General features: G+C 70.1%; 12 protein-coding genes and 1 rRNA gene. 2 read left to right on the plus strand and 11 right to left on the minus strand.

Going from position 1 to position 15,614, the window contains the following annotated elements:
• Window positions 1-263: 263 nt before the first annotated feature.
• Window positions 264-1,787: ribosomal RNA gene (locus F4556_RS08585) — 16S ribosomal RNA — on the minus strand.
• 572 nt (window positions 1,788-2,359) lie between these two features.
• Window positions 2,360-3,625 carry a tyrosine--tRNA ligase gene (gene tyrS, locus F4556_RS08590; RefSeq protein ID WP_184924426.1) on the minus strand — a complete coding sequence of 422 codons (1,266 nt, stop codon included), beginning with the start codon at window positions 3,623-3,625 and terminating at the stop codon, window positions 2,360-2,362.
• A 248-nt stretch (window positions 3,626-3,873) separates the two neighbouring features.
• Between tyrS and F4556_RS08595 the strand changes: the two genes are divergently transcribed.
• Window positions 3,874-4,389, plus strand: coding sequence for an HNH endonuclease (locus tag F4556_RS08595; protein WP_184913067.1), 516 nt, complete (start codon window positions 3,874-3,876; stop codon window positions 4,387-4,389).
• Window positions 4,390-4,465: 76 nt separating this feature from the next.
• On the opposite strand, the gene F4556_RS08600 is transcribed toward F4556_RS08595, so the two are convergent.
• The 6 genes from F4556_RS08600 to F4556_RS08625 all read right to left on the minus strand — a co-directional run bounded on the left by F4556_RS08600 (window position 4,466) and on the right by F4556_RS08625 (window position 10,112).
• Window positions 4,466-6,208 carry an outer membrane protein assembly factor BamB family protein gene (locus F4556_RS08600; RefSeq protein WP_184913069.1) on the minus strand — a complete coding sequence of 581 codons (1,743 nt, stop codon included), beginning with the start codon at window positions 6,206-6,208 and terminating at the stop codon, window positions 4,466-4,468.
• 109 nt (window positions 6,209-6,317) lie between these two features.
• On the minus strand, window positions 6,318-6,614 hold the full coding sequence (locus F4556_RS08605; protein WP_184913070.1) for a 4a-hydroxytetrahydrobiopterin dehydratase: 297 nt from the start codon (window positions 6,612-6,614) through the stop codon (window positions 6,318-6,320).
• Window positions 6,615-6,648: 34 nt separating this feature from the next.
• Complete coding sequence (locus F4556_RS08610) at window positions 6,649-7,407, minus strand: sulfite exporter TauE/SafE family protein (RefSeq protein WP_184913072.1); 759 nt, start codon at window positions 7,405-7,407, stop codon at window positions 6,649-6,651.
• Window positions 7,408-7,746: 339 nt separating this feature from the next.
• A complete protein-coding gene (locus F4556_RS08615) occupies window positions 7,747-8,763 on the minus strand; it encodes an SPFH domain-containing protein (RefSeq protein ID WP_184913074.1) in 1,017 nt (338 codons plus the stop codon).
• A gap of 10 nt (window positions 8,764-8,773) precedes the next feature.
• On the minus strand, window positions 8,774-9,205 hold the full coding sequence (locus F4556_RS08620) for an NfeD family protein (protein ID WP_184913076.1): 432 nt from the start codon (window positions 9,203-9,205) through the stop codon (window positions 8,774-8,776).
• 115 nt (window positions 9,206-9,320) lie between these two features.
• Window positions 9,321-10,112 carry an ABC transporter ATP-binding protein gene (locus F4556_RS08625; RefSeq protein WP_184913078.1) on the minus strand — a complete coding sequence of 264 codons (792 nt, stop codon included), beginning with the start codon at window positions 10,110-10,112 and terminating at the stop codon, window positions 9,321-9,323.
• Between the two features lie 208 nt (window positions 10,113-10,320).
• On the opposite strand from F4556_RS08625, the gene F4556_RS08630 reads away from it, so the two are divergent.
• The gene (locus F4556_RS08630) at window positions 10,321-11,118 is read left to right on the plus strand and encodes an Rv1486c family protein (RefSeq protein ID WP_184913080.1); all 798 of its coding nucleotides are present in this window, start codon (window positions 10,321-10,323) and stop codon (window positions 11,116-11,118) included.
• A 150-nt stretch (window positions 11,119-11,268) separates the two neighbouring features.
• Here the strand turns inward: F4556_RS08630 and F4556_RS08635 are convergent, their stop codons facing one another.
• From F4556_RS08635 to F4556_RS08645, 3 genes are all read right to left on the minus strand, one after another.
• Entirely contained in the window at window positions 11,269-11,916 is a 648-nt protein-coding gene (locus tag F4556_RS08635) for a response regulator (protein WP_184913081.1), read from the minus strand.
• Window positions 11,909-13,054, minus strand: coding sequence for a GAF domain-containing sensor histidine kinase (locus tag F4556_RS08640; RefSeq protein WP_184913083.1), 1,146 nt, complete (start codon window positions 13,052-13,054; stop codon window positions 11,909-11,911). Before F4556_RS08640 ends, F4556_RS08635 begins: the two co-directional genes overlap by 8 nt.
• A 61-nt stretch (window positions 13,055-13,115) precedes the next feature.
• Window positions 13,116-15,539 (minus strand): FHA domain-containing protein, encoded by a 2,424-nt coding sequence (locus F4556_RS08645; RefSeq protein WP_184913085.1) that lies wholly within the window; start codon window positions 15,537-15,539, stop codon window positions 13,116-13,118.
• Window positions 15,540-15,614 lie beyond the last annotated feature (75 nt).

Genomic DNA, 15,614 nt, shown 5'->3' on the forward strand with positions numbered 1-15,614 from the left:
GCAGTTCTCAAACAACGACCAGACACCCACCCTCGCAGCGCTTTGACGCACCACTCAAGTAGGACCGGCACTGAAGCAACAGCCTTCCGGCCGTTCCCTCAGGACCCAACAACGTGCCCGACACACCCGACCTTGCTTGGTCTCACTTTCCACGCCGAAGCAGTACTTGTGAGGCCAACAGACCGTGTGTGCCGAATAGTCAACGTTCCACCCATGAGCAACCGTGTGAGACATTCGCTCACATCCGGCTATGTGCTCCTTAGAAAGGAGGTGATCCAGCCGCACCTTCCGGTACGGCTACCTTGTTACGACTTCGTCCCAATCGCTGGTCCCACCTTCGACGGCTCCTCCCCTTACGGGTTAGGCCACCGGCTTCGGGTGTTACCGACTTTCGTGACGTGACGGGCGGTGTGTACAAGGCCCGGGAACGTATTCACCGCAGCATGCTGATCTGCGATTACTAGCAACTCCAACTTCATGGGGTCGAGTTGCAGACCCCAATCCGAACTGAGGCCGGCTTTTTGGGATTCGCTCCGCCTCGCGGCATCGCAGCCCTTTGTACCGACCATTGTAGCACGTGTGCAGCCCAAGACATAAGGGGCATGATGATTTGACGTCGTCCCCACCTTCCTCCGAGTTGACCCCGGCAGTCTCCTGTGAGTCCCCATCACCCCGAAAGGCATGCTGGCAACACAGAACAAGGGTTGCGCTCGTTGCGGGACTTAACCCAACATCTCACGACACGAGCTGACGACAACCATGCACCACCTGTATACCGACCACAAGGGGGCGACTATCTCTAGCCGTTTCCGGTATATGTCAAGCCTTGGTAAGGTTCTTCGCGTTGCGTCGAATTAAGCCACATGCTCCGCTGCTTGTGCGGGCCCCCGTCAATTCCTTTGAGTTTTAGCCTTGCGGCCGTACTCCCCAGGCGGGGAACTTAATGCGTTAGCTGCGGCACCGACGACGTGGAATGTCGCCAACACCTAGTTCCCAACGTTTACGGCGTGGACTACCAGGGTATCTAATCCTGTTCGCTCCCCACGCTTTCGCTCCTCAGCGTCAGTAATGGCCCAGAGATCCGCCTTCGCCACCGGTGTTCCTCCTGATATCTGCGCATTTCACCGCTACACCAGGAATTCCGATCTCCCCTACCACACTCAAGCCTGCCCGTATCGAATGCAGACCCGGGGTTAAGCCCCGGGCTTTCACAACCGACGCGACAAGCCGCCTACGAGCTCTTTACGCCCAATAATTCCGGACAACGCTCGCACCCTACGTATTACCGCGGCTGCTGGCACGTAGTTAGCCGGTGCTTCTTCTGCAGGTACCGTCACTTGCGCTTCTTCCCTGCTGAAAGAGGTTTACAACCCGAAGGCCGTCATCCCTCACGCGGCGTCGCTGCATCAGGCTTTCGCCCATTGTGCAATATTCCCCACTGCTGCCTCCCGTAGGAGTCTGGGCCGTGTCTCAGTCCCAGTGTGGCCGGTCGCCCTCTCAGGCCGGCTACCCGTCGTCGCCTTGGTAGGCCATTACCCCACCAACAAGCTGATAGGCCGCGGGATCATCCTGCACCGCCGGAGCTTTCCACCAACCCCCATGCAGAGGAAGGTCATATCCGGTATTAGACCTCGTTTCCAAGGCTTGTCCCAGAGTGCAGGGCAGATTTCCCACGTGTTACTCACCCGTTCGCCACTAATCCACTCCGAAGAGCTTCATCGTTCGACTTGCATGTGTTAAGCACGCCGCCAGCGTTCGTCCTGAGCCAGGATCAAACTCTCCGTGAATGTCTGCAGGTAATCCTGCAACCACTTCGGAAGAGCGGCACGGCAACCACCGGAATAGGCGGCCCCGCGCACTGCGTCCTCGCTAGTGTTTTACTTCATAAAGGAATCTCCAACCCCACCAAACGGTGAGGCCGGGGATGTCAACATATCTGGCGTTGACTTTTGGCACGCTGTTGAGTTCTCAAGGAACGGACACTTCCTTCGAGCCGCTTATCAGGCGGACCCTCCGGGCGCTTCGTTCTTTCGTGTTTCAAGCTTATCAGATGTTTTCCGCTCCGTTTTCCGGAGTTTCATTTCATCTTTCGGCTTTTTGCCTTTCGGCGCTCCCGAACTCTACCAGAGCTATTCGGCCCGCTTTTCCCGCTCGAATGTGCATCCGAATGGGCGCGTGACGAAGTGACTCGTCAGGGTTTGGGGGTTCCGCTGTCCGGTGTGACCCGGTTTCAGCGACTCGGACTACGTTAAGGCACCGGACAGCCCGCGTCAAACACAGAGGGGCCGGATCTGTCCAGATCCGGCCCCTCTTCGACTGCTCCGCAGCTCAACTGGCGTGCGGTTTCAGCCAACTGACACTAGTTCGAGGCGAGCTCGATCGCGGCCAGGTTGCGCTTTCCGCGGCGCAGCACGAGCCAACGGCCGTGCAGCAGGTCCGAGTTGGCCGGTACGGCTTCCTCGTCGGCGACCTTCGCGTTGTTCAGGTAGGCGCCGCCCTCCTTGATGGTGCGGCGGGCGCCGGAGCGGCTGGGGGCGAGGCCGGCCTCGACCAGGAGGTCGACCACGGGGAGCAGCTCGGTGACCGTGGCCTTGGGGACCTCGGCCAGGGCGGCGGCCAGGGTGGCGGGCTCCAGGTCGGCGAGGTCGCCCTGGCCGAAGAGGGCCTTCGAGGCGGCGACCGCGCGCTCGTACTGGTCGGCGCCGTGCAGCAGGGTGGTGAGTTCCTCGGCCAGGGCCCGCTGGGCGAGGCGGGCCTGCGGGCGCTCGGCGGTCTCGCGCTCCAGCTCCTCGATCTCCTCCCGGGTGCGGAAGGAGAAGATGCGCAGGAAGTTCGAGACGTCCCGGTCGTCCGCGTTCAGCCAGAACTGGTAGAAGGCGTACGGGGTGGTCAGCTCCGGGTCCAGCCAGATCGTGCCGGACTCGGTCTTGCCGAACTTGGTGCCGTCGGCCTTGACGATGAGCGGGGTGGCGAGCAGGTGGACGGGCTTGCCCTCGGCCTTGCGGATCAGGTCGCTGCCGGCCGTGAGGTTGCCCCACTGGTCGCTGCCGCCGGTCTGCAGGGTGCAGTTGTAGCGGCGGAACAGCTCCAGGTAGTCCATGCCCTGGAGGATCTGGTAGCTGAACTCGGTGTACGAGATGCCGGCCTCGGAGTTCAGCCGCCGGGCGACCGCCTCCTTGGCGATCATGCCGTTGACCCGGAAGTACTTGCCGACGTCGCGCAGCAGGCTGATCGCCGACATGCCGGACGTCCAGTCCAGGTTGTTGACCATGCGGGCCGCGTACTCGCCCTCGAAGTCGAGGAACTTGGAGATCTGGCCGCGCAGGCGGTCCACCCAGGCGGCGACCGTCTCGGGGTCGTTGAGCACTCGCTCGGCGGTGGGCTTGGGGTCGCCGATCAGGCCGGTGGCGCCGCCGACCAGGCCGAGCGGGAAGTTTCCGGCCTGCTGGATCCGGCGCATGGTGAGGATCTGCACCAGGTTGCCGAGGTGCAGGCTGGGCGCCGTCGGGTCGAAGCCGCAATAGAACGTGACCGGGCCGTCCGCGAACGCCTTGCGCAGTGCGTCCTCGTCGGTGGACAGGGCGATCAGCCCTCGCCACCGCAGCTCGTCGACGATGTCCGTCACGGTCACGCTTCTCCTTCGGTCCGGCGCCAGGTCCGCGCTCGGGCCCGTTCCGTCGGGCCCCGCACCTGGACGACTCCAGCGTCCTAGAGCCTACGCGGTCCCGGCCAGCGACTTTTCGCGGTGCCCGCCCGGCGCACGGAAATTCCGTTGTTCCCAGCCCCCGCGCGGGTCAGAGTGGAGTCCCGCCGAGCGGCGGACAGGTACTGGACGGGCGTGCCGTCGGGCAGGTCCGCAAGGAGGTGGCCGAGGTGCGCAACACGCTGGTTCTGAACGCGAGCTATGAACCCCTGACGACGGTGTCACTGAAGCGCGCCGTGGTGCTGGTGCTCCAGGACAAGGCCGTGGTCGAGCAGGCCCATCCGCTCGGTGTGGTGCGGGCGACCGGTATCTCGGTACCGGTCCCCCGGGTGATCAGACTCCAACGCTACGTCCGGGTGCCGTTCCGACAACGGGCCCCGTGGTCGCGGCGTGGAGTGCTGGTCCGGGACCAGCACCTGTGTGCGTACTGCGGACGACGGGCCACCACCGTGGACCACCTCCACCCGAAGTCGCGCGGAGGCGCCGACTCCTGGCTGAACACCGTCGCGGCCTGCGCGGAGGACAACCAGCGCAAGGCCGACCGGACGCCGGAGCAGGCCGGGATGCGGCTGCTGCGGAAGCCGTTCGAGCCGACGCCGGAGGCGACGCTGATGCTGGCGCTCGGGCTGCACCGCAGTGAGATGAACGAGCTGGCGGCCTGGCTGCCGGCCGCGGCGGTGGCGTAATACCCCCGGAGGGCCCAAGCCCTGGTGGGCCGACCCGGTCGGGGGACAGGTCGGCCCACCAGCTTTTGACGTGCGGTCAGCCCTTGGCCTGGAAGGCGCCCGCCACGCCGAAGTTGGCGGAGTGCTCGGGCAGCACGACGACCTTGCCGCCACCGGTGAGCACCCGGCCCGCGGTCAGCAGCGAGCCGGTGCCCTGCGGGTAGCCGCCGCCCGCGGTCGCCCGGCCGTCGGTGACGGCGTAGCGGGTGAGGTGGGCGGGCTGGTCGAGGCGCTCGTCGCCGGCCAGCAGCAGGGCGCCGGTCTCCACGCCGACCGGGACGGTCTTGCCCTTCTCGGCGACCTGGGTCTTCCAGCGCGGCTTACCGGTCGTCAGGTCGTAGGCGACGGCGGACGAGTGGCCGCCGTCGGCCGTGGTCAGGGTGGTCAGCAGGGTCTGGTCCTGGAAGAAGACCGTCGGGGTGGCGTCGAAGCTGCCCCGGGTGACGCCGAGCCTGCCGCCTTCGGCGGTGACCGGGATCTCGGCGGCCGGGTCGCCGGTGGCGCCCCAGGCGAAGATCCGGTCGTCGGTGGGCTGCTCCCCCGTGGTGAGCACCACGGCGGGCTCGGCGGAGAGCACCGTGACGGTCTTCGGCTGGTTGTTCAGCCCGCGCCACCAGTGCACCTTGCCGTCCTCGGCGTTCAGCGCGACCGCCTGGTCGGCGGGCACGCTGTCGGCGCAGGTGCTGTGCAGCACGACGGTCTTGCCGCTCGCGCCGCCGCTCAGCGTGCAGAACTTGCCCTGCCCGGCGTACGTCCAGAGGTCCTTGCCGTCGGCGGCGGCCCAGGCGACGGCCTTGTCGTCGCCGACCGCGACCACCTTGTCGTCCAGCACCGCGACGTGGGCGCCGTAGGTGTCCTTGGCGTCGGAGAGCGGCTTGGTCCAGGCGGCCTTGCCGGTCTTGGTGTCGACGGCGGAGACCAGGGTGCAGGCGCTCTTCGGGTCGGCGGAGACCCGGAACAGCGCGGCGCCCAGGCCCGCCGGACTGACGGTGGGTGAGAGTCCGCACGGGACGGCGCCCTCGGCGGGTGGGGCGAGCGTCCAGGTGGGCTTGCCGTCGGCGAGCGCGTAGGCGTGCACGCCGGTGCTGTCGGCGCGGACCACCGCGTCGCCCAGCAGCCAGCTGCCGGTCAGGGTGTCGTCGGCCCCGGCGGCCGGTGCGGCGGCGGGCTGGGCCGCCCAGGCCCTGGCGTGCGCGACGGTGAAGGTCTTCGGGATCTCGGCCGGGCCGCCGGCCGTACCGCCGTCGGACCGGTCACTGGTGACCATCACGCCGGCCGTGATCAGTACGCCCAGCGCGGCGACCCCGGCTCCGGCGCGGATCAGCAGGGCGCGCCCGCTCGGCGCGTGCTCCCCGGAGATCACCGAGGCGGCGAGGTCCTTCACCCGGTCGGCGGGCGACGTCTTGCGGACCCGAGGGGCGGCGACGGCCACGACGGGCACGGCCTCGACCTCGGGCACCGGCTCGGGCGTCGGCTGCGCGGGCTCCCCGAGCGGCTCGTACGACGGCTGCTCGAAGGATGACGGCTGGTAGGACGGGGGCGGCTCGTACGCCTGCGGCTGCTCGTAGGAGGGCGGCGCGTACAGCTGCTGCTCGTACCCGGCCTCGGGCTGCTGGTAGTACTGCTCCGGCTCGCGCTGCTGCGGCATCTCGGACTGCCACTGCTGCTGCGGCTGTTCCTGGTACCCGTAGGGCTGCTGCTCCTGGGTCGGGTACCAGCCCTGCTGGTAGTCGTAGCCGACCGGCTCCTGCCCGGCCGTGCCGGAGTGGTCCTGAGCCATGCGATCCGTCCGTCCGACTGCGTGCGCTGCGGCAGCCAGCATCTCACGACCGTCGGACCATCCCGTCCGGAACCGGAGCAATCGGGCATCTCACGGAGCCGTCAGACCGTCAGGCGTCGCGCAGCGCCTGGTCGATCCGGGCCGCCATGGTGAGGTCGAGGCCGGTCAGGCCGCCCGCGCTGTGGGTGGAGAGGACGAACCGCAGGGTGCGCCAGCGGATGTCGATGTCGGGGTGGTGGTCGAGTTCCTCGGCTGCCTCCGCCACCACGCCGACCACCGCGATCGCGGTCGGGAAGCCGGCGGTCTCGGCGGTCCGGACGATGGCCTCGCCCTCCCGGGTCCAGTCCGGGAGGGCGGCCAGGCCGGCCGTGATCTGATCGTCGGTCAGTCGCGTGCTCTTGCTCATGGGCCCAGCGTACGAGCGGGTGCCGCGACCGGGCTCAGCCGAGCAGCATTCGGGTCACCGCGACCAGGCCGACCGCGACGATCACCCCGCGCAGTGCGGGCGGCGGCAGGCGGCGGCCGACCTTGGCGCCGAGCTGGCCGCCGAGGGTGGAGCCGACGGCGATCAGCAGCACGGCGGTCCAGTCGATCTCCGAGGTGAAGAGGAAGAACACCGCGGCCACCGCGTTGACGATCAGGGCGAGCACGTTCTTGGCGCCGTTGATCCGCTGCATGGAGTCCTGCAGCAGCATGCCCATCAGGGCCACCAGCAGGACGCCCTGGGCGGCGCCGAAGTAGCCGCCGTAGATGCCGGTCAGGAAGACCCCGCCGAGCAGCAGCGGCCCGATCTCGGCGGCCGAACCGTCCCGCTTCCGGGCGGCCATCGCCCGGGCCACCCGGGGCTGGATCACCACCAGCACCAGGGCGAGCAGGATCAGCACCGGCACGATGGTGTCGAAGGCCGCGCTGGGCAGCTTGACCAGCAGGTACGCGCCGAGCAGACCGCCGAGCAGCGAGGCGGTGCCCATCCGGAGCAACCGGTCGCGCTGGCCGGCGAGTTCGCGGCGGTAGCCGATCGCGCCGCTGAGCGTGCCCGGCACCAGGCCGATGGTGTTGGAGACGTTGGCGGTCACCGGTGGCACGCCGAAGGCGAGCAGCACCGGAAAGGTGATCAGGGTGCCGGAGCCGACCACCGTGTTGATGGTGCCGGCGCCGATCCCGGCGAGCAGGACGGCGAGCCCCTCCCAGAGGGTCATGGGTACCTCGGTTTCTGGCCCGGTCGGGTACACGGCACGGGGGCTCGCGTCGGGACGGGGCCGAGCAGTTGTGCCGCTGATCATGCATCAGCCGGGCCGCCGTGGCCAGGGGGTGTCCAGTACACGAACGGGCCCGCCCCCTGGGGAGGGAGCGGGCCCGTCGGCGGCATAGGGCCTGTCTGACCATTCGCGTCGGATCAGGCCGGGTCGTTCGGTGCGTGCGCTCGGCGTGCGGCCGGAGCGACCTCGTAGCGGAGCTACTTGGTTGTTTCGGCCGTGCGGCGAGCGTGCGTGCCGGGCGGGCCGGCCCCGACGGGAATGGTCAGACAGGCCCTCTGACTACTCGGGGTCGAGCTTGGGGTACTCGCGGTTGGGCTCCACCCGGGGGCGGGCGGTGCCCTTGTCGGTGTCGACCGGGCGCGGCCCGGCCGGGCGGTCGACCTGGATCGGGGCGCCGGTGGGGGCCGCCGGGGCGGCGCCGCCGCCGGTGACGTTGCCGAACGCGCCGCCGATGCCCTTGAGCGCGTCGCCGATCTCGCTCGGGATGATCCAGAGTTTGTTGGAGTCGCCCTTGGCCAGCTCGGGCAGGGTCTGCAGGTACTGGTAGGCGAGCAGCTTCTGGTCGGCGTCGCCCTCGTGGATCGCCTCGAAGACGGTCCGGATCGCGGCGGCCTCACCGTCGGCGCGGAGCACCGCGGCCTGCGCCTCACCCTCGGCGGTCAGGACCGCCGCCTGCTTGTCACCCTCGGCCCGCAGGATGGCGGCCTGCCGGGCGCCCTCGGCGGTGAGGATGGCGGCGCGCTTGTCACGGTCGGCGCGCATCTGCTTCTCCATCGAGTCCTGGATGGAGGTCGGCGGCTCGATCGCCTTGAGCTCGACCCGGTTGACCCGGATGCCCCACTTGCCGGTGGCCTCGTCGAGGACGCCGCGCAGCCCCGCGTTGATCACCTCACGGGACGTCAGGGTGGACTCCAGGTCCATCGAGCCGATGATGTTGCGCAGGGTGGTGACGGTGAGCTGCTCGATCGCCTGGATGTAGCTGGCCACCTCGTAGGTGGCGGCCCGGGCGTCGGTGACCTGGTAGTAGATCACCGTGTCGATGTTGACCACCAGGTTGTCCTGGGTGATCACCGGCTGCGGCGGGAACGGGACGACCTGCTCACGCAGGTCGATCCGGTTGCGGACCCGGTCGATGAACGGGACCACGATGTTCAGGCCGGCGTTCAGCGTCCGGGTGTAGCGGCCGAAACGTTCCACGATGGCCGCACTGGCCTGCGGGATCACCTGGATCGTCTTGATCAGTGCGATGAAGGCCACCACGACCAGGACGACCAGCACGATAAGGACGGGTTCCACGCGTTCTCCCCTAGACGACCAGGGCGGTGGCGCCCTGGATTTCGACGACGTCGACCTGCTGACCCGGCTCGTAGACACTGCCGGGGTTGAGCGCGCGGGCCGACCAGATCTCGCCGTTCAGCTTGATCCGCCCTCCCTGCCCGTCGACCTGCTCCTGCACGATGGCGGTGGCGCCGGTGAGCGCGTCGATCCCGGTCCTGATCCCCGGCCCCTGCTTTAGCTGCCGGTACGCGATCGGGCGGACGACGACCAGCAGGGCGACCGAGACTCCCACGAAGATCAGGAACTGCCCCACCACCCCGACGCCCAGCCCGGCGGCAGCGGCGGCCGCGCCGGCCCCGACCGCGAACATGGCGAACTCCGGCATCGCGGTGAGCACCAGCGGTATGCCAAGACCAACGGCGGCCAGGAGCCACCAAATCCAGCTGTCCACAAAGTCCATCCTAGGGAGGCGAGGTCTCTCGCGGCGGAAAGTTCCCGCAGGTGGACGGGTGGAAACCGGCCGTACGTACGACCGGTCCCAGTTCAGTCCTGTTCCGCGCCGTTCAGTGACCGGTTCAGCCGAGCGGAAGGCCCTGTGCGGACCAGCGGTCGCCGTGCCGCTCCAGGGTCAGCGGGAGACCGAAGCAGAGCGACAGGTTGCGCGCCGTCAGCTCGGTGTCGATCGGGCCCGCGGTGAGCACCTTGCCCTGACGGATCATCAGCACGTGGGTGAAACCGGGAGCGATCTCCTCGACGTGGTGGGTGACCATCGCCATCGCCGGTGCGTACGCGTCCTGGGCCAGCGCGCCGAGGCGGCGGACCAGGTCCTCGCGGCCACCGAGGTCGAGACCGGCGGCCGGCTCGTCCAGCAGCAGCAGCTCGGGGTCGGTCATCAGGGCGCGGGCGATCATGGTGCGCTTGCGCTCGCCCTCGGACAGCGTGCCGAACTTGCGGGTGACGTAGTCCGCCATGCCCAGCCGGTCCAGCAGCGCCAGCGCGCGGACCTCGTCGGTGGTCTCGTACTGCTCGCGCCAGGTGGCGGTCATCCCGTACGCGGCGGTCAGCACCGTCTGCAGCACGGTCTGCTCGGTCGGCAGCTTGTCCAGCAGCGAGGCGCTGGCCAGACCGATCCGCTGGCGGAGCTCGAAGACGTCGACCGCGCCGAGCTTCTCGCCCAGCACGGCGGCCGCGCCGGCGCTCGGGAAGAGATAGGTGGAGGCGACCTGGAGCAGGGTCGTCTTACCGGCGCCGTTCGGGCCCAGGATCACCCAGCGCTCACCCTCGGAGATCGACCAGGAGACCTGGTCGACCAGCGCGCGCCCCTCCCGGACCACGGAAACGTCCACCAGCTCCAGCACGTCGCTCATGCCTACGCCTTCCCCAATGCAGAAAATTCGGCCGCCCGAGGGCCTTTGCGCGCGCGGGTCCTCGGGGTGCGGTCCACTCGTGTCGACAGTCGGCTGCGGGCGGGCAGCCTACCCCGGGGGCCGGGTAAGGCTCGGAGGGGGTGCGCCGCTCACAGCACAGGCCAAACCTACGCCACGCGGATGGCCGTACTTTCCGTAGGCTGGCCGGATGCCTGCTTCAACCACTGACAATCCGTACGAAGAGCCGCGCTCCGGGCGGCTGACCGCGTGGGGCAACGCGCTGCTCGGCGGTTTCACCTCTCCCGACCAGGCCGCCGAGGCCCTGGTCGGTGACGACGAGAGCCACCGGTTCACCGGCCTGCCGGGCGACGCCGACGGCGAACTGCACAGCCCCGCCTGGGCCCTCGGCCGGCTCCGGGTACTCGGCGCCACCGGCCTGCGACTGGCCCGGCCCGCCCCCGGCCACCCGCTCGGCCTGACCGGCCCCGCCGCCTTCAACGCCGCCGCACTCGCCGCCGGCGAGGCCGTGCTCGCGGTCGGCCTGCCGATCGGCTTCGTCCCCGAGGTCGAGGTGTACGGGCCCGAGGGCGACCAGGGCGTCCGGGTGCTCTGGCGCTGCTCGACCGTCAACGAAGGCCCGCCCGCTGACGTCCCGTCACTGCACGAGGCCGAGCGCGAACTCGCGGAGGGCCTGCGGGAGACCACCCTGCTGCTCACCAAACTGGACGTCGCCGGGGCCGGCCCCGAAGCCGTCCGCGCCCTCACCGAATGGCGCCGCCGCGGCCACACCGAACTCCTCGCCCCCGGCTACCCCCCGCGCGCCGTCCGGGTCCTGGAGTCCGCCCGGCAGATCACCGCCCTGCTCTCGATCGCCCTCGGCGGGCACGGCGCAGCGGTCAGCGCCTCCGAGATGGCGGCCCGCCGCGAGATCCTCGCTCCGCTCGGCCGCACCGCCCGCAGGGCCACTGCCGCGGCGTACAACGCCTTGGTCGACGAACCTCGCTGAACTACGGGCATCAGCCACCAGGGGCTCGGGGAACTGCGACGCCGACCTCGAAAAAGGCGATCCGTACGTAGCTGGTCAGGCACTTTTGCAGTGATACCCACCAGCCACGAACCGTCGCCGTTCCCCGAGCCCCTGCGGGGCTCGTGCCACCTAGGCTTGGTTGTTGCGTACCGCCCAGAGCGCCGCCTGTGTGCGGTCCGCGAGGTCGAGCTTCATCAGGATGTTGGACACGTGGGTCTTGACCGTCTTCTCGGAGAGGTGCAGCGCCCGGGCGATCTCCCGGTTGGAGCGTCCGTCCGCGATATGGCCGAGCACCTCGCGCTCACGGTCCGTCAGGGTGCCGCCCCGGCCCTGCGGGGGGCGGGGGGAGTCGTCCGAGAGCAGGGCGGAAGCCAGCTCCGGCTGGAGCAGGACGTGGCCCGCGTGCACCGAGCGGATCGCCCCGGCCAGCGCCTCCGGGTCCACGTCCTTGTAGACGTACCCGGCGGCGCCGGCCCGGAGCGCGGGCACCATCGTCCGGTGCTCGGTGAAGCTGGTGACGATCAGGACCCGGGCCGCGCTGCCGCGCTCCTTGAGCAGTTTGAGCGCTTCGATCCCGTCCACGCCGGGCATCTTGAGGTCCATCAGCACCACGTCCGGCCCGAGTGCCTCCGCCTTCTCGACGCCCTCGGCGCCGTCCGCGGCCTCGCCGACCACCTCGATGTCGTCCTGCACCTCCAGGAAGGTGCGCAGCCCGCGCCGGACCACCTGGTGGTCGTCCACCAGCAGTACGCGGATCGGTGACGTGGCGTCAGGCACCGGGGACCTCCAGCTCGATGGCGGTCCCCTGGCCGGGGGCCGATTCCAGGGACAGCGTCCCGCCGACGGCGGCGGCCCGGTCCCGCATGGAGACCAGCCCGAGGTGCCGGCCCTCCCGGCGGACGGTCTCCGGGTCGAAGCCGCGTCCGTCGTCGTGCACCCGCAGCCGGGCGCCCCGGTCGGCCGTACCGGTCAGGGTGACCTCGACGAGCTTGGCGCCGGAGTGCCGCAGGGCGTTGTGCAGGGCTTCCTGAGCGACCCTCAGCACGGCGGCCTCCTGCCCGGGCGGCAGCGTCCGGACGCCGTCCGAGCTGAACCGGACCTCGGCGGTGTGGGCCCGGTCGAGCACCTGGGCCTGCGAGGCGAGGGTGGCCACCAGGCCGTCCTCGTCCAGTGCGGCGGGCCGCAGTTCGATCACCACGGCGCGGAGTTCGTCGGCGGCCTCGGCGGCCAGCCGGGCCACCTCGGCGAGTTCGGCGCGGGCCCGGGCCGGGTCGCGGTCGACCAGGGTGGCGGCGGCCTTGGCGGTGAGGCGGAGCGAGAAGAGCTTCTGCGAGACGGCGTCGTGCAGGTCGTGGGCGATCCTGGCCCGTTCGCCGGCCAGGGTGAGTTCGCGGCTGCGTTCGTACAGCCGGGCGTTGCCGAGCGCTATCGCGGCGTGCGCGGCGAGGATCCGCAGCAGTTCCTCGTCGTGGGCGGTGAAGCCGCCCGCCTTGTTGGCCAGGAAGACCGCCCCGAGGATCTCGGTCCCGTCCACGATCGGCATGCCGAGGAAGTCGCTCATGTCGGGGTGCGCGTCCGGCCAGCCCTCGAAGTCGGGGGCGCGGCGGACGTCGTCCAGCCGGGTCGGGGTGAGCCGGTGCAGCATCGCGGCCAGGACGCCGTGCTGGCGCGGCAGCGGGCCGATCGCCTTCCACTGCTCGTCGGTGACGCCGTCCACCACGAACTGGGCGAAGCCGCCGTGGTCGTCGGGCACGCCGAGGGCGGCGTACTCGGCGCCGAGCAGGGTCCGGGCCTCGGCGGTGATCCGGCGCAGCACCTCCCGGACCTCCAGGTGGCGGCTCATCGCCAGGACGGCGCCGCTGACGGCCTCGATCCCGCTCAGGGAGGGGTCACAGGAGGTTGGTTCGGCTGGCATGCCCCCACGCTACCGTCGAGGTCAGACCACGGCATGGGGCACCCGATGTAGGTCCTGAGGACTAGCCGCGCTGCATCACCTCGGGTTCGTGGCGGCGCTGCAGGCGGTTGACCAACAGGCCGAGCAGGCCCGCGAAGGCCAGCAGGACAAGCCAGTTGAGGATCAGTATCCCGGCCGAGTGGGTCCACAGCTGGTCGGTGCCGGCCGCGACCGGGGAGATCCCGGCCAGGTCGAGGGTGTTGCCGGCGGCGGCGACGCCCCAGCGGGCGGGCATCAGCCAGGCGAACTGCTCGAGGCCCGGCTCGTCGTAGACCTGGAAGACCGCGCCGGTGAAGACCAGCTGGACGATGGTGAACATCACCAGCAGCGGCATGGTCTTCTCCGCCGTCCGGACCAGGGCGGAGATCACCAGGCCGACCATCATCGAGACGAAGCCGAGCAGGGTGAGGCCGACGGCCATCTCGACCGCCGGGGCGCCGGTGATCAGCAGGCCGCGGTCGGGCAGCTCCCGGAAGCCGAAGCCGACGGCGGAGATCAGCCCGCCCTGCACCACGCTGACCGCGCCGAGCACGGTCACCTTGGACATCAGGTAGGCCGAGCGGGACAGCCCGGTGGCCCGTTCGCGTTCGTAGATCGGCCGTTCCTTGATCAGCTCGCGGACCGAGTTGGCCGCCCCGGCCAGGCAGGCGCCGACCGCGAGCACCAGCAGGATCATCCGGGCCCCGGGGTTCTGGGCCGGACCGGCGCAGTCGACCAGTCCGCAGTTGTCGGGGATCAGCGCGCTCACCCCGCCGAGCACCAGCGGCAGCAGCAGCGAGAGGGCCAGGAAGCCCCGGTCGGCGCCGATCACCGTGAGGTAGCGGCGGACCAGGGTCCACAGCTGGGAGCGCCAGCGCTGCGGCTTGGGCGGCTCGGTCCGCGGCCGGTCCACCGGCAGCACCGGCAGCGGGGTGGCGGCCGAGTCGGCGGAGTACTCCTGGTGGTGCGGGGAGCCGCGGTAGCGGCCGGCCCAGTCGTGGTCGGGGTGGTTCTCGAAGGCCTGGAAGACGTCGGCCCAGCTCTGGTAGCCGAAGAAGTACAGCGCCTCGTCCGGCGGCCCGAAGTAGGCCACCGAACCGCCCGGGGCGAGCACCAGCAGCCGGTCGCAGAGGGCCAGTTCGGCCACCGAGTGGGTGACCACCAGGATGGTGCGGCCGTCGTCGGCGAGCTTGCGCAGGGTCTGCATCACCTCGCGGTCCATGCCCGGGTCGAGGCCGGAGGTGGGCTCGTCCAGGAAGATCAGCGAGGGCTTGGTGAGCAGTTCGAGGGCGACCGAGACCCGCTTCTGCTGACCGCCGGAGAGGGTGCTGATCCGGCTGTCGGCGCGCTGGTCGAGCCGCAGCTCGTACAGCACCTCGTCGATCCGGCGCTCCCGTTCGGCCGCCTCGGTGTCGGAGGGGAAGCGCAGCTCGGCGGCGTAGCGCAGCGCCGTACGGACCGTCAGCTCCCGGTGCATGATCTCCGACTGCGGGACCAGCCCGATCCGGGACCGCAGCTCGGCGAACTGGCGGTAGAGGTCGCGCCCGTCGTACAGCACCTGGCCCTGGTCGGCCGGGCGGTAGCCGGTCAGCGCGCGCAGCAGGGTGGACTTGCCGGAGCCGGACGGGCCGACCACGGCGACCAGTGACTTCTCCGGGACGGTGAAGCCGACGTCCCGGAGCAGGGTCCGCGGGCCGCCCCGGTGCGGGACCTGGACGCTCAGGTGCCGGGCCGAGAAGGTGACCGCGCCGTCGTCCACGTACTCCTGGAGCTGGCCGCCGATCAGCGCGAAGCTGGAGCGGCCGACGGTCAGCCGGTCCTGCTCGCCGACCAGCGCGCGGTACACCGGCTGGCCGTTCAGGAAGATCCCGTTGTGGCTGCCCAGGTCGACGATCTCCCAACGGCCGTCCGGGAGTTGGCGCAGCTCGGCGTGGTGCCGGGAGATCTGCAGGTCGGGCAGCACCACGTCGTTGTCCAGCGCCCGGCCGATCCGGATGGTCCGGACCGTGGGCGACAGGCTGCGGATCACGGTCGGCGCGGAGCGGTCCCGCTGCTGCGGGAAGGCGGCGGCGGGGAAAGCCGCGGCCGGGAACGGGCTGGGCGTGCTGCCCCCGGTGACGGCGGCGTGCCACGGCACCGGCGGCAGCACCGGCGTGGTCGGCACCGGGGCGGCGACCGGGGCCCGGAAGACCAGCCGGGGGCCGCTGGCGGCGCTGCCGAGCCGGATCTCGGTGCCCGGCACCAGCGGCACCTCCCGGGTCCGGACGCCCTGGGCGAAGGTGCCGTTGGTGCTGCCCTGGTCGGTGAGCAGCCAGCCGCCCTCGCGCCGGGCCAGGGTGGCGTGCCGCCAGGACACCCGGGCGTCCTCGAAGCGGAGGTCCGCCGCCGGGTCACGGCCGATCAGATAGCTGCGGCCAGGGTCGAGGGCCTGCTGCTGCCCGTCGATCTCCACCACGAGTTCCGGCACTGTCCCCGCCCACCCCTGTGTACTGACAACTGACGGCCCGCCATCCTTCCAGGTACGGACGCGAAGCACTATCCG

The organism is Kitasatospora gansuensis (assembly GCF_014203705.1).
Classification (GTDB): Bacteria; Actinomycetota; Actinomycetes; order Streptomycetales; family Streptomycetaceae; genus Kitasatospora; species Kitasatospora gansuensis.

What these genes read in the sequence shown, in the direction of transcription:
- F4556_RS08600 (WP_184913069.1), bottom strand. Translation starts at nt 6,208, where the DNA reads ATGGCTCAGGACCACTCCGGCACGGCCGGGCAGGAGCCGGTCGGCTAC.
- F4556_RS08605 (WP_184913070.1), bottom strand. Translation starts at nt 6,614, where the DNA reads ATGAGCAAGAGCACGCGACTGACCGACGATCAGATCACGGCCGGCCTG.
- F4556_RS08610 (WP_184913072.1), bottom strand. Translation starts at nt 7,407, where the DNA reads ATGACCCTCTGGGAGGGGCTCGCCGTCCTGCTCGCCGGGATCGGCGCC.
- F4556_RS08620 (WP_184913076.1), bottom strand. Translation starts at nt 9,205, where the DNA reads ATGGACTTTGTGGACAGCTGGATTTGGTGGCTCCTGGCCGCCGTTGGT.
- F4556_RS08625 (WP_184913078.1), bottom strand. Translation starts at nt 10,112, where the DNA reads ATGAGCGACGTGCTGGAGCTGGTGGACGTTTCCGTGGTCCGGGAGGGG.
- F4556_RS08630 (WP_184913080.1), top strand. Translation starts at nt 10,321, where the DNA reads ATGCCTGCTTCAACCACTGACAATCCGTACGAAGAGCCGCGCTCCGGG.
- F4556_RS08640 (WP_184913083.1), bottom strand. Translation starts at nt 13,054, where the DNA reads ATGCCAGCCGAACCAACCTCCTGTGACCCCTCCCTGAGCGGGATCGAG.